This window comes from Streptomyces sp. NPDC056479, assembly GCF_042795335.1.
Taxonomy (GTDB): domain Bacteria; phylum Actinomycetota; class Actinomycetes; order Streptomycetales; family Streptomycetaceae; genus Streptomyces.
Map to the genome: position 1 here is coordinate 37614 of NZ_JBHTRZ010000010.1, position 13828 is coordinate 51441.

General features: G+C 71.4%; 12 protein-coding genes. 9 read left to right on the forward strand and 3 right to left on the reverse strand.

Annotation, left to right across the window (positions count from 1 at the left end):
- The first annotated feature begins 15 nt into the window (after positions 1 to 15).
- Complete coding sequence (locus tag ACFQ6S_RS33865; protein WP_383418350.1) at positions 16 to 762, forward strand: TetR/AcrR family transcriptional regulator C-terminal domain-containing protein; 747 nt, start codon at positions 16 to 18, stop codon at positions 760 to 762.
- A 6-nt stretch (positions 763 to 768) separates the two neighbouring features.
- Here the strand turns inward: ACFQ6S_RS33865 and ACFQ6S_RS33870 are convergent, their stop codons facing one another.
- From ACFQ6S_RS33870 to hmgA, 3 genes are read right to left on the reverse strand one after another with little or no spacing between them, the layout of a single operon-like run.
- Entirely contained in the window at positions 769 to 1911 is a 1143-nt protein-coding gene (locus tag ACFQ6S_RS33870) for a type ISP restriction/modification enzyme (protein WP_383418351.1), read from the reverse strand.
- Between the two features lie 26 nt (positions 1912 to 1937).
- Positions 1938 to 2687 (reverse strand): GntR family transcriptional regulator, encoded by a 750-nt coding sequence (locus ACFQ6S_RS33875; RefSeq protein ID WP_383418353.1) that lies wholly within the window; start codon positions 2685 to 2687, stop codon positions 1938 to 1940.
- Between the two features lie 27 nt (positions 2688 to 2714).
- Complete coding sequence (gene hmgA, locus ACFQ6S_RS33880; RefSeq protein ID WP_383418355.1) at positions 2715 to 4031, reverse strand: homogentisate 1,2-dioxygenase; 1317 nt, start codon at positions 4029 to 4031, stop codon at positions 2715 to 2717.
- 159 nt (positions 4032 to 4190) lie between these two features.
- Here hmgA and ACFQ6S_RS33885 point away from each other — a divergent pair, with 159 nt between their 5' ends.
- The 8 genes from ACFQ6S_RS33885 to ACFQ6S_RS33920 all read left to right on the forward strand — a co-directional run bounded on the left by ACFQ6S_RS33885 (position 4191) and on the right by ACFQ6S_RS33920 (position 13820).
- Positions 4191 to 4817: a hypothetical protein gene (locus ACFQ6S_RS33885; RefSeq protein WP_383418356.1), complete on the forward strand. Its 627-nt coding sequence runs from the start codon at positions 4191 to 4193 to the stop codon at positions 4815 to 4817.
- Positions 4814 to 5428, forward strand: coding sequence for a TetR family transcriptional regulator (locus tag ACFQ6S_RS33890; protein WP_383418358.1), 615 nt, complete (start codon positions 4814 to 4816; stop codon positions 5426 to 5428). The genes ACFQ6S_RS33885 and ACFQ6S_RS33890 overlap by 4 nt, the downstream gene beginning before the upstream one ends.
- Before the next feature lie 165 nt (positions 5429 to 5593).
- Positions 5594 to 7846 carry a molybdopterin oxidoreductase family protein gene (locus ACFQ6S_RS33895; protein ID WP_383418360.1) on the forward strand — a complete coding sequence of 751 codons (2253 nt, stop codon included), beginning with the start codon at positions 5594 to 5596 and terminating at the stop codon, positions 7844 to 7846.
- Between the two features lie 132 nt (positions 7847 to 7978).
- Complete coding sequence (locus tag ACFQ6S_RS33900) at positions 7979 to 9388, forward strand: CitMHS family transporter (RefSeq protein ID WP_383418362.1); 1410 nt, start codon at positions 7979 to 7981, stop codon at positions 9386 to 9388.
- A 49-nt stretch (positions 9389 to 9437) separates the two neighbouring features.
- Positions 9438 to 10676, forward strand: a complete 1239-nt coding sequence (locus ACFQ6S_RS33905; protein ID WP_383418365.1) for an MFS transporter — start codon at positions 9438 to 9440, stop codon at positions 10674 to 10676.
- Positions 10677 to 10776: 100 nt separating this feature from the next.
- Positions 10777 to 11394 (forward strand): hypothetical protein, encoded by a 618-nt coding sequence (locus ACFQ6S_RS33910; RefSeq protein ID WP_383418367.1) that lies wholly within the window; start codon positions 10777 to 10779, stop codon positions 11392 to 11394.
- The gene (locus tag ACFQ6S_RS33915) at positions 11384 to 12295 is read left to right on the forward strand and encodes a class F sortase (protein ID WP_383418369.1); all 912 of its coding nucleotides are present in this window, start codon (positions 11384 to 11386) and stop codon (positions 12293 to 12295) included. The genes ACFQ6S_RS33910 and ACFQ6S_RS33915 overlap by 11 nt, the downstream gene beginning before the upstream one ends.
- 187 nt (positions 12296 to 12482) lie before the next feature.
- Positions 12483 to 13820 (forward strand): ABC transporter ATP-binding protein, encoded by a 1338-nt coding sequence (locus ACFQ6S_RS33920; protein WP_383418371.1) that lies wholly within the window; start codon positions 12483 to 12485, stop codon positions 13818 to 13820.
- The last annotated feature ends 8 nt before the right edge of the window (positions 13821 to 13828 follow it).

The following is a 13828-nucleotide window of genomic DNA, read 5'->3' on the forward strand; positions in this document are numbered from 1 at the left end:
CCGAGGTGATGATCGATGGCGGGCCGAGCTGCCGTACCCGAAGTGATCTGGGCGCGTCCCGAGCGGACCGGGCGCGGTCCCAGGCCCGCGTTCACGCGTGCGGACGTCGCGGCCGCGGCGGTGCGCATCGCCGACGCGCGCGGGCTGGATGCCGTGTCCATGCGGCATGTCGCGGCCGAGCTGGGCTGCGGGACGATGTCGCTGTACAACTACGTCCCCCGTAAGGAGGACCTGTACGAGCTGATGATCGACGCGGTGGGTGCCGAGCACGACATCCGGGAGCCCTCGGGCGACTGGCGCGCCGACATGGTCCGCAACGCGCAGGAGACCCGCGACATCATGCACCGCCATACCTGGGTGCCGCGGCTGATGTCAGGGGTGTACGGCTTCAGCCCCAACACCCTGCGCTATCTGGAGCACTGTCTGGCCTGTCTGGAACCGCTCGACGTTCCGTACAGCGTGAAGATGGAGCTGGTCGCGCTGCTCAACGGTGTCGTGACGACGTACACCGCGAACGAGATCGCCACGGCCGAGCGCACCCGGTCCATGCCGTGGTCCGAGGAGGAGGAGAACGCGGTGCGCATCGCGTATCTCGGCAGCCAGGTCGCCACCGGCCAATATCCGCTGCTCGCCGCGGCGTTCATGGCGGACAGCGGGCCGATCGATCTGGAGGCGGTGTTCCGGCGGGCGCTGGATCGGGTGCTGGATGCCTTTGACCCCGGTTCGCGTCAGGGGAGTGCCGATACAGTCCCGCGCTCCTGAGGTTGGTCAGAGCAACGCGAACTGGCCTTCTGGGCCTTCCTCGTGGTGGTCCAGGACGGATGCCGGGCGGCGTGCCGGCTCCGGCACCGGCAGGACGCCGGCCCTGCGGAGGTCGGTCGCGGTGATGGGGGCCGTCAACTCCTGGTCGAATGGCTGGAGTTCCGCCAGCAGGGCCAGCACCGTGATCAGTTCCAGCAGCTCCGACGTCCACGCCTGCGGCCAGGTCGCCGGGCGGATCGCCGCCAGGGTGCCCGGCTCGGGCTCCGTGACGCGGGCGGTGAACCACTGCTCCAGGACCTTCACGCCGGCCACCTCGTAGTCCCAGGCCTGTGGCGGGACCGGTGAGATGCGGCCCTCGCCCAGCAGCAGGGCCTCCTCGTCGCGGTCGTACTCCAGCGTCAGCGGACGGGAGGGGAGCGGCGCGCGGACGTACGGGCGGCGGCCGCCGGGCAGCTTCGGGCGGTCGCCGTCGCGCCGCATCAGCCACAGGGCGCGGTGGCCCGACTCCACGCCGCGTGCCCAGAGTTCGGGGTCGGAGGTGAGGGGGACCGTGAGGTCCGGTCGTACGGCCGCCACCGTCCAGGCGAGCAGGTCCGGCGGCTCGACCGGTCCGTCCAGCCGGTCGCGGAGGTACTCCAGGAGGCCCGGCGCCAGATTGGGTTCCGTGCCGCCCGGGCGGCGGTACAGCGGGCGGACGCGGCCCGGGCGGAGCAGGGGGAGCAGGGAGGTCGCCAGCAGGCGGGACTCCGGCGTCTCCAGGACGAAGATCTGGTGCTCGTCCCTCACCCGCCACAGCTCGGGGCGGGCCGCGTCGATCAGACGGTGGTCGGGGATCAGCCACTGCTCGTCGAAGGGGGCGTGCAGGACGCGTACCGGCTCCGGGCAGGGGCCGGAGGCGCGGATCAGCTTCTCCGTGCCGGTGGACCGGCCGGGCAGCTGTCCGACCGCCGAATGCAGGGTGCGGGAGCGCGTCGGCTCCAGCAGGGCCTCCCGGTCCGGGCCCTCGGCCTTCACGAACGCGTCCCAGCGGGCCTTCAGGGACGCCGCGTCGGGGCCCGTCGGCCACCCCCGGCCGAGCCGCGGCGGTGCGACGGACCACGGCATGAGGTCCGCGAGCAGCGGAGCGTCGTCGTGCGTCACGCTGGGCATCGTACGACTTGGCTGTGACACCGGGGTCAGGTCGCCTCCAAGGTCACCGTGAAGGAGAAGCGGTCGCCCCGGTAGTGGATGACCGCCGCGTCCAGCACTCGCCCGGCCGTGTCGTAGGTCACGCCCGTGTAGTGCAGGATCGGGCTCAGCAGCGGGACTTGGAGGAGCCGGGCCGTCTCCGGATCGGCCAGGCGGGCCTCGACCGTGTCCGTGATGCGGCTTATGTCCGCCCCGACGACGTCCCGCAGCACCTTGGTCATCGGCCAGCGCACCAGGTCGTCCAGATCGATCCGCGCGGCCAGTTCGGGGCGGACGTAGTTGCGGGCGTGATTGGTCGGCTCGCCCGTCTTCTCATCGCTGCGCAACCGGTGGTACGTCGCCACCTCGTCGACGTCCGGGAAGTACTCGGCGAGTTCGGGCGGCACCCGCACCCTGCCGTGCTCCAGCAGTTCGGTCGCCATGCCGGACTGCTGGGCCACGATCGCGTCCACCGAGCCGAGCAGCCGCACCGGGGCACCCCGGCGGACGTCCGGCTCGATGAACGTGCCGCGCCTTCTATGGCGCGTGATCAGGCCCTCGTCCTCGAGCTCCTTGAGCGCCTGGCGCATGGTCAGCACGCTCACGCCGTAGTGCTCGGCCAACTGCTCCTCGGTGGGCAGGCGCAGCGGGTCCTGCGGACGGCGACCAAGTATCGAGGCGCGCAGCGACTGCGAGACCTGGTACCAGAGCGGCAGCTTGCGGTTCAGGACGATCGAGTCAGGGGCGAAGGAGGTCACGGGGCCATCCGTACCGGTAGGGGATCTTTACTGCAAGGGGCGGAAGTGACGCTCCATGCCCTGCCAGACGTCGTCGTAGCGGCGCTGCAGGTGCTCCGCCCCGGCCGCCTGGGGTGTCAGCGTCACCGGCCAGCGGGTCTCGAACATGAAGGCCAGACCGTCGTCGATCTTGTGCGGCTTCAGCTCCGCCGCGCTCGCGCGATCGAACGTCTCCCGGTCCGGGCCGTGCGCCGACATCATGTTGTGCAGCGAGCCGCCGCCCGGCACGAAGCCCTCCGCCTTCGCGTCGTAGGCGCCCTCGACGAGGCCCATGTACTCGCTCATCACGTTCCGGTGGAAGTACGGCGGCCGGAACGTGTTCTCGCCCACCAGCCAGCGCGGGGCGAACACGACGAAGTCGACACCCGCGAGGCCCGGTGTGTCCGACGGGGACGTCAGCACCGTGAAGATCGACGGGTCGGGGTGGTCGTAGGAGATGGTGCCGATCACATTGAAACGGCGCAGGTCGTATACGTACGGCACATGGTTGCCGTGCCAGGCGACGACGTCGAGGGGGGTGTGGTCGTAGTTGGCCGTCCAGAGGTTGCCGCAGAACTTGTTCACCACCTCCACGGGGCCCTCGACCTCCTCGTAGGCCGCCACCGGGGCCATGAAGTCCCGGGCGTTCGCGAGCCCGTTGGCGCCGATCGGACCGAGGTCGGGCAGGTGGAAGGGCGCCCCATAGTTCTCGCACACATAACCGCGGGCAGAGTCATCAAGCAGCTCCACACGGAAGCGCACCCCACGTGGAATCAGCGCCACGTGTGCCGGCTCCACATGCAGCATTCCGAACTCCGTGCGCAGCAGCAGCCCGCCCTGCTCCGGCACGATCAGCAGCTCGCCGTCGGCGTCACTGAAGACGCGGTCCATCGAGGAGTTGGCGTGATACAGGTGCACGGCCATGCCGGTGCGCTGGGTGGCGTCGCCGTTGCCGCCCAGGGTCCACAGGCCGGCGAGGAAGTCGGTGCCGGGCGCGGGCTCGGGCAGAGGGTTCCAGCGCAGGCGGTTCGGGTCCGGCACCGACTCCGTGAAGGGCGCCGTACGGATCGCGCCGTTGTCCGTGCGGGTGAACGCCGGATGGGCGGCCGACGGGTGGATGCGGTACAGCCACGAGCGGCGGTTGTGCGCCCTCGGCTCGGTGAACGCCGTACCGCTCAGCTGCTCCGCGTAGAGGCCCAGCGGGGCACGCTGGGGTGAGTTGCGGCCCTCGGGGAGGGCGCCGGGCACCGCCTCCGAGCTGTGCTCGTTGCCGAAACCGGTGAGGTAGGTCAGCCCTTCCGCGGTCTTCCGCGCGTCCCCGCTCATGATCGCTCCCTTGAGATCTGATTCCTATGCTTCACCGTAGGATTGCGTTTTCATCCGCGCAAGAGATCAGCCGGACTCCGCTGCGAGTACGACGAGAACCGGACGCCAACCCGACTCAAGGGGGATTCGGCTGTCGGACCGGTGTTCTAGTCTCCGGGCATGTCGTGGACGCGGACCTCTCTCACCGCGCTCGCGGTCTGTGTCCTGCTGCTGACCGGAACCGCTGGCTGCGGCTCCGGTGCTGCGCGGAACCAGGGCGACGGCGGGATATCGCCCTCGCCGGTGGGCAAGGTCCTCGACGACACCGACGGCGACGGACGGCACTACCGCGAGGTGCCCGAGGACGACGCCCCCGACGTCGCCGTCCAGGTGCAGCCGGACCCGGACGACGCCGGTGGGGGAGGCTGGGACGTGCGGCTCACGCTGCGCGACTTCCGCTTCTCGCCTCCAGGCATGAAGGCGCAGGCGGTGGCCGGGCGCGGGCTCGCGTACCTCTTCGTGGACGGCCGGCTGGTCGCCCGACTCCGAGCCCCCGACCACCGCCTCCCGTCCGGCCTGGTCCCGCGGGGCACGCACCAGGTCACGGTCCGGCTGTACGCCGACGACGGCACGGTGTGGGCCGTGGACGGGAAGCCGGTCGAGAGCACGGCCGACGTCACGGCGTCCGAGGCGGAGACGGCCGCGGCGCCGGGAGCGACACCGTCCACCGCGGCACTGAGCGCACCGGGTACCCGCTTCCGTACCGGGGGTCAGGGTTCACCCGACCGAGGCGGAAAGGCATCATGAAGACCGTGCCCCATCCAGCATCGCTACGCCGGGCGCCCGTGCAGCGGCGCAGCGCCGAACGGCTGACCAGGATCCTCGACGCCTGCGCCGACCTCCTCGACGAGGTCGGCTACGACGATCTCAGCACCCGAGCCGTCGCCCAGCGGGCCGGCGTGCCCATCGGCTCGGTCTACCGCTTCTTCGGCAACAAACGGCAGATGGCCGACGCGCTCGCCCAGCGCAACCTGGAGCGCTACACGGCCCGCGTCACCGAGCGCCTCAAGGAGACCGACGCCGGAGGCTGGCAGACGGCGATGGACGCCGTGCTCGACGAGTACATCGCCATGAAGCGCACCGCGCCCGGCTTCTCCCTCGTCGACTTCGGCAACCAGATCCCCGTCGGCACCCGCGGCGAACCCAACCATCGGGTCGCCGACCGCCTCACCGACCTGCTCTCCGGCTACCTCGACCGCGAACCGGACGAGGACCTGCGCCGCACCTTCCTCGTCGCCGTCGAGACCGCCGACACCCTGGTCCACCTGGCCTTCCGGATGGCTCCGGAGGGCGACGACCGGATCCTCGTGGAGGCGCGGGAGCTGCTGCGGGCGTATCTGGCGCGAGTGCTGGAATGACCGCCCCGCCGGACCGGCAGGGGGTGCAACTCTGCGGCATCCCGCCGTCCGACGGCTCGCGAATTTTCGACTTCATCCCCGGCTGGGGCTCCCCTGCGTGCATACCGGTCGGTATGCTCGACCCGAGTCCATGCGTCAATGCCGCCGCCACCTCCGGGAGGACCCGTGTCCCGCACCGCACTGCGCATCTGCCCCCTGTGCGAGGCCACCTGCGGCCTGACCCTCACCATCGAGGGAACCAAGGTCACCGGTGCCCGAGGTGACCGCGACGATGTGTTCAGCAAGGGGTTCATCTGCCCCAAGGGCGCCTCCTTCGGGGCCGTGGACGGCGACCCCGACCGGCTGCGCACCCCCCTCGTGCGCAAGGACGGCGAGCTCCGCGAGGCCACCTGGGAGGAGGCCTTCGACGCGATCGCGGCCGGCATCCGCCCGGTCGTCGAGCGGTACGGGCCGAACTCGGTGGGCCTCGTGCTGGGCAACCCCAACGTGCACACCGTGGCCGGCGCGCTCTATCCGCCGGTCCTGATCGCCGGCCTGGGCACCCGCAGCGTCTTCACCGCCTCCACGGTCGACCAGATGCCCAAGCATGTCTCCAGCGGACTGCTCTACGGCGACGCCCTCGCGATCCCCGTGCCCGACCTGGACCACACCGACCATCTGCTGCTCATCGGCGCCAACCCCCTGGAGTCCAACGGCAGTCTGTGCACCGCCCCCGACTTCCCCGGCAAGCTCAAGGCGCTCAAGGCCCGCGGCGGCACCCTCACCGTGATCGACCCGCGCCGCACCCGCACCGCCAAGCTCGCCGACCGGCATCTCGCGATCCGGCCCGGGACCGACGCGCTGCTGCTGGCGGCGATGGCCAACGTGCTGTTCGAGGAGGACCTGGTCGCCCTGGGGGAACTGTCGCCGCACGTCCAAGGGGTCGAGGAACTGCGCGCGGAAGTGCGGGACTTCACCCCCGAGGCCGTGACCGAGGCCTGTGACATCGACGCCGGTACCATCCGCACCCTCGCCCGCGACCTCGCCGCCGCCCCCACCGCCGCCGTCTACGGCCGCATCGGCAGCTGCACCGTCCCGCACGGCACCCTGGCCAGCTGGCTCGTCGACGTCCTCAACATCCTCACCGGCAACCTCGACCGCCCCGGCGGCGCCCTCTTCCCGCAGGCCGCGACCGACAAGACACCCCGCCCGGCAGGACCCGGCCGCGGGTTCGCGCTGGGCCGCTGGCGCTCCCGGGTCAGTGGACACCCGGAGGCCAAGGGCGAGTTGCCGCTCTCCGCGCTCGCCGAGGAGATCGACACCGCCACCGAGGACGGCGAGCCGATCCGGGCGCTCGTCGCGATCGCCGCCAACCCCGTCCTGTCGGCGCCCGACGGCGATCGGCTCGACAAGGCGCTCGGCTCCCTCGACTTCATGGTCAGCGTCGACCCGTACCTCAACGAGACCTCGCGCCACGCCGACGTCGTACTGCCGCCGCCCCCGCCCTCGCAGAGCCCGCACCACGACTTCGCCTTCAACACCCTCGCCGTGCGCAACCAGGTCCGCTACACCCGCGCCGCCGTCCCGCTGGAGCCCGGCCGCATGGCCGAGGCCGAGATCCTGGCCCGGCTGATCCTCGCCGCCACGGGCATGCACGGCGCCGACCCGGGCGCCGTCGACGCGATGGTCATCGACCAGACCCTCGGCAAGGCGGTCAAGGAGCCCCACTCGCCGGTGCACGGCCACGACCCGAAGGAACTCGCCGCCCGGCTCACCGGTGTGAGCGGCCCCGAGCGGCGGCTCGACATGATGCTGCGCCTGGGCCCGTACGGCGACGGCTTCGGGGTACGACCCGACGGGCTGACCCTGGAGCGGCTGCTCGCGCATCCGCACGGCATCGACCTCGGGCCGCTCGCCAGCCGGCTTCCGCAGCCGCTGAAGACCGCCGGCGGCAAGGTGGAGCTGCTGCCGGGGCCCATCGCCGGCGATCTGCCCCGGCTGAGGGCGTTCCTGCACGAGCGCGCCGACGGGCTGGTCCTCGTCGGCCGGCGTCATCTGCGCTCCAACAACAGCTGGATGCACAACGTGCCCGCCCTCACCGGCGGCTCCAACCGCTGCACCCTGCACATCCACCCGGAGGACGCCGAGCGGCTCGGGGTACGGGACGGGGCGGCCGTACGCCTGAAGGGCGCCGGGGGAGAGGTGACCGCCCCCGCCGAGGTCACCGACGCGGTGCGCCCGGGGGTGGTGAGCCTGCCGCACGGCTGGGGTCACGACCGCCCCGGCACCCGTCTCGGCCACGCCGCCATCGACCCCGGCGTCAACGTCAACCAGCTCCTCGACGGCAGCCTGCTCGACCCGCTGTCGGGCAACGCGGTGCTCAACGGAGTGCCCGTCGAAGTGGCCCCCCTGTCCGAAAAGATCACGGCTCTGACCTGAGTAAAGCTCTGACCTGGAGTTTTGCGCTTATTGCTCGCATGTCAACGTCTTGTTAACGCTGCACAGCGGGACCTAACGTCGTCGCACCCCCGGCCCTCGTGGGATGTTCAAGGGCGAACGTTAGGTATCCACATGCTGACCATCCTCGGCTTCGCCATGATCGCGACCTTCCTGGTCCTGATCATGATGAAGAAGATGTCACCGATCGCGGCGCTCGTGCTGATTCCGGCACTGTTCTGCGCCTTCGTCGGAAAGGGCGCCAAGCTCGGTGACTACGTCATCGAAGGCGTCACGAGCCTCGCCCCCACCGCGGCGATGCTCATGTTCGCGATCGTCTACTTCGGAGTGATGATCGATGTCGGCCTCTTCGACCCGATCGTTCGGGGCATCCTGAAATTCTGCAAGGCCGACCCGATGCGGATCGTCGTCGGCACGGCGATCCTCGCCGCGATCGTCTCCCTCGACGGCGACGGCTCGACCACCTTCATGATCACCGTCTCGGCGATGTACCCGCTGTACAAGCGCCTGAAGATGAGCCTGGTCGTGATGACCGGTGTGGCCGCGATGGCCAACGGCGTGATGAACACCCTGCCGTGGGGCGGCCCGACCGCCCGCGCCGCCACCGCGCTCAAGCTCGACGCCAGCGACATCTTCGTTCCGATGATCCCGGCCCTCGCCGTCGGCCTGCTGGCCGTGTTCGTCCTCTCGTACTTCCTCGGTCTGCGCGAGCGCAAGCGCCTGGGTGTGCTCACCCTGAACGAGGTCCTGGTCGAGGAGAAGGAGTCCGAGACGGTCCTGGTGGGGGCCGGCGGTTCCGGCACGGCCAAGACCCCGGCGGGCACCGGCGGCTCGGGCTCCGGCACCGACGACGAGGACGCCGCGGCCGACGAGGACGAGCGCTTCCAGGCCCTCGACCCCAACCGGCCCACGCTGCGCCCCAAGCTCTACTGGTTCAACGCGCTGATGACGGTCGTCCTGCTCACCGCCATGATCATGGAGTGGCTGCCGATCCCGGTGCTGTTCCTGCTCGGCGCCGCGCTCGCGCTCACCGTGAACTTCCCGCACATCCCCGACCAGAAGGCACGTCTGGCCGCCCACGCCGACAACGTGCTCAACGTCTCCGGCATGGTCTTCGCCGCCGCCGTCTTCACCGGCGTCCTCCAGGGCACCGGCATGGTCGACCACATGGCCAAGTGGATGGTGGACGTCATCCCCGAGGGCATGGGCCCGCACATGGCCCTGGTCACCGGTGTGCTGAGCCTTCCGCTCACCTACTTCATGTCGAACGACGGCTTCTACTTCGGCGTCCTGCCGGTCCTCGCCGAAGCCGGCGCGGCGCACGGCGTCACCCCGCTGGAGATGGCCCGCGCCTCCCTGGTCGGCCAGCCGCTGCACATGTCGAGCCCGCTCGTGCCGGCCGTCTACGTCCTGGTCGGCATGGCCAAGGTGGAGTTCGGCGACCACACCAAGTTCGTGGTGAAGTGGGCGGCCCTCACCTGCCTCGTCATCCTCGGCGCCGGACTGCTCTTCGGAATCATCTGATCCACGAGCGCCGTTCAGCGAATTCCGAGAGTTCTGGGAGGACACGATCATGGCGCCCGGTGGGAACCGCGGCTGGCTGCTCCGCCTCGTCATCGCCTTCAGCTTCGCGCAGGGGGCGGTGTCGATGGCCCGGCCCGCCGTCTCCTACCGGGCCCTCGCGCTGGGCGCGGACGAGCGGGCGATCGGTGTGATCGCGGGGGTGTACGCCCTGCTCCCGCTGTTCGCCGCCGTACCGCTGGGCCGCCGTACCGACCACGGCCGCTGTGCGCCGCTGCTGCCCGTCGGTGTCGTCCTCATCTCCGGCGGCTGCGCCCTCAGCGGACTCGCGGACTCCCTCTGGGCGATGGCGATCTGGAGCGGGGTGATGGGCCTCGGCCACCTCTGCTTCGTCATCGGCGCCCAGTCGATCGTCGCCCGCCAGTCCGCCCCGCACGAACAGGACCGCAACTTCGGCCACTTCACCATCGGTGCCTCCCTCGGCCAGCTGGTCGGCCCGATCGCGGCGGGCGCGCTGATCGGCGGCCCGGACATGGCGGGCACCAGCGCGCTCGCCCTGCTGGTGGCGGGCGCGGGCGGCGCGGTCGCGCTCGGCTCGCTGTGGCGCATAGAGAGCCGTACGACGGCCGCGTCGCGCGAGGCGCCGGGCGAACGTGTCCCCGTCCGGCGCATCCTGCGCGCCCGGGGCGTACCCGCCGGCATCTTCATCAGCCTCGCCGTGCTGTCGGCGACCGACATCCTCACCGCCTATCTCCCGGTGGTCGGCGAGCACCGGGGCATCGCGCCCTCGGTGATCGGCCTCCTGCTCAGCCTGCGCGCGGCGGCCACCATCGCCTGCCGCCTGGTCCTGACGCCCCTGCTGCGGCTGCTCGGCCGGACCCTGCTGCTGACCGTGACCTGTCTGCTGGCCGCCCTGCTGTGCGCCGGGATCGCGCTGCCGGTGCCGGTGTGGGCGCTGGCCCTGATCCTGGCGGCGCTCGGCTTCTGTCTCGGCGTCGGCCAGCCGCTGTCCATGACGACGGTCGTCCAGGCGTCCCCCGAGGGTGCCCGCTCCACCGCCCTCGCCCTGCGGCTGACCGGCAACCGGCTCGGCCAGGTGGCCGCGCCCGCCTCGGCGGGCCTGATTGCGGGCCTGGCGGGGGTGGCGGCGCCGTTCGTGATGCTGGGCGGGCTGCTGCTGGTGTCGGCGGGGATAGCGCTGCGGGCGCCCGGGAAGACGGCGGGGGAGGCCGAGGGTGCCGATGGGCGTCGCGGATCCAGGTCTCCTTTGCGGCGAAAGAGTGGAATCTGACGGAACCTCGGGCGCTGCTCCACCGATTCGTCGTGCACATGTGAAAGAGAGTCAGACGAAGAGCGATTTGTACGAAAATCGTCTGACTCGGAGGACTCGCATGCCCACCACGTCTCTTCCACGCCGCGCCGGACTGCGTATCGCCGCCGTCACGGCGCTCACGGCCGCGCTCACCCCGCTCTCCGGGTCGCCCGCGGGAGCCAGTCCGATGGCGCCCGGGGACAACGGCACCCTCAAGATCCACACGGCGCCGTGGGACGGGGTCCCGCGCACACAGTACGGTGACGCGATCGACGAGCCGAGGGTCTGCCGGTTCTACCTTGACGCGGCCAGCTTCGAGACCGTCGACGCCGTCACCTGGCGCATCGAGACCCAGCCGCCGGTGACCGGTGGTGCCACACTCCGCGGGACCCTCAACCTCCCCAACGACACCGGCATCGGCCACACCGAGGACCTGAACCTGCCCGACGGGCAGTACCAGCTGTCCTGGTCGTTCGCGGGCATGACGGGCGCCGAGCGGCAGAAGCAGTTCACGGTCGACTGCCGGGCCTCGATGACGACGCCCCCGCCCGGCCCGCAGGGCGGTCCGCCCGCCGGGGGCGGCGGGATCGCCCGTGGCGAGGCGTTCACCACGGTCGCCGGCGCAGGCGTCGTCGGCCTGGCCGCGGTGGGCGGGGTGATGTGGTTCCGGCTCCGTCGCCGTACGCATGGCGCGTAGAAGACGCAGGCCCTGGTATCGCAGGCGCGCCTTCCGGCTGGCGAGAACGGCCGTACTCACCGTCTCGCTGGTGGTGGTCTTCGTCCGGTGCGACCACGAGGGGCCCGGGGCCGGTACGGCCGCTCCGGGCTCCGCAGAGGCCTCCGAGGTCCGAGCCGCCGGCACCGACTCCGGTGCCGGCGGGGAGGGCACCGGCCTCCGAGCCGACTCCCGCCCGGCCGTGGACGGTCCGGGCGCCGACGCGTATCCGGCCTCGCCCGAACCGGCCGACGGCGGCGAGCCCGCGAACCTTCCCGCCGGCACGGCACCGACCACGGTCCCGGCGAGCACTCAGTCCCCGCCCCCATCCCCACCTCCACCCCCACCCTCCGCTCAACCCGCCCCTTCCGGGAAGGCCGCCAAGCGCCCCGCCGGCCCCCGCCCGCTGCCCCGGTCCAGCGCGACCCGCCTCGCCATCCCCTACATCAGCGTCGACGCTGAGCTGATGGACCTCCGCCTCGACAGCGAGCGGCGCCTGCCCGCGCCCCCGGAGGACAAGCCCGACCTGGTCGGCTGGTACGCGGACGGGCCCTCCCCGGGTGAGCCGGGCACGGCCATCGCCGTGGGCCACCTCGACACCGACACCGGCCCCGCCGTCTTCGGCGGCCTCGGCGAACTCAAGCGCGGCAAGCGCATCGAGATCCGGCGCGCGGACGGACGGACCGCCGTCTACTCCGTCGACGCCATCAAGACGTACCGCAAGGACAAGTTCCCCAATCGCGAGGTGTACGGCGCCCGATCCCGTCCCGAACTGCGGCTGATCACCTGCGGCGGCAATTACGACCGCAGGACCGGCTACACGGGCAATGTCGTCGTCTACGCCCATCTCATCGCGACCCGGGAGCCGAAGCGCGGCCGCTGAGCCCACGGTGCCTGCCCCCGGCGCTGAATGCGGCCGTCCGCTTGTCCGCCTGACGGACCGTCGTGCCCGATCCGGCCCGTTCCCTTCCCCCGGCCGCACACATTCCGTTAACTTCCGTGACTCATACGCCCCGTACGACCCGCACGGAGCGTTCGACCGCCTGATTGAGCCCCCGGGGGCATCCGTCATGACACGCGCCATCTCCCTGCACGACGTGAGCAAGGCATACACGCGAGGCGTCCGCGTCGTGGACCGGCTCTCGCTGGACATCGAGCCCGGCGAATTCCTCGTCCTCCTCGGGCCGTCCGGCTGCGGCAAGTCCACCGTGCTCAGGATGATCGCCGGTCTGGAGGAGATCGACGAGGGCGAACTGCTGCTGGACGGCGAGGTGGCCAACGACCTGCTGCCCGCCGCCCGCCGGATGGCGATGGTGTTCCAGAACTTCGCCCTCTACCCGAGCATGACCAGCCGCGACAACATCGGCTTCCCGCTGCGCATCGAGTCCCCCGGCGCGGACCCGCGCCCACGGGTGGACGCCACCGCTCGCATGCTGGGCATCGAGGACCTCCTGGACCGCTTCCCCGCGCAGCTCTCCGGCGGCGAACGCCAGCGTGTCGCCATGGGCCGGGCCATCGCCCGGCACCCCACCGCGTTCCTGATGGACGAGCCGCTGTCCAATCTCGACGCCAAACTCCGCAACCACCTGCGCGCCGAAATCAGCGGCCTCACCCGGGAGTTGGGCGTCACCACGGTGTACGTCACCCATGACCAGGCCGAGGCGATGTCGCTCGGCGACCGGGTGGCCGTCATGCGCGGCGGCGTCCTCCAGCAGGTCGGCGCCCCGCGCACGGTCTACGCGCTGCCCCGCAACGTCTTCGTCGCCGCCTTCATCGGCATCCCGCGCATCAACCTGCTGCGCGGGATGGTGCGAGCCCCGCTGGACGGCGCGATGACCATCAGCCTCGGCAAGCAGTACCTCCGGCTGCCCGAACCTCTCTCCCTGGACCATCAGCTGCTCCGTGTGCAGCAGGGCCGCGAGGTCATCGTGGGCCTGCGTTCGGAGGCGGTCCGCATCGCCAAGCCCGCCGCCGCCCGGCCCGGCGAGGCGCACATCACCGGTCTCGTCGAGCATGTGGAGTTCCAGGGCCACGAGGTCCTCGTCCACTTCAACACCGGCTCCCGGCCGGCCGTCGTACCCGACCTGGAGGCGCCGCGCCCCGTCCCGCCGGTCCGGCGCCGCCGCCGCGAGCCCGGCACCGTGCTCGAGCGGCTCCGCAACCGCGCGGCCGCGCTGCGCGCCGGGCCGGTGGTGACGCTGGAGCACGCGGCCGACGCCGGACCCGACCTCGCGCCGCCCGAGGGCCGCCTCCCCGGCGACCTCATCGTCCGCACCACCCCGGACATCGAACTCCGGCACGGTATGCAGGTCCCGCTCCTCGTCGACATCGCCCACCTGTTCGTCTTCGACCAGCACGGGGAGCGCATCTGCCCGGATCCGGCGCGCCTTCCCGATCTGGAGGAGTGAAGTCCGTC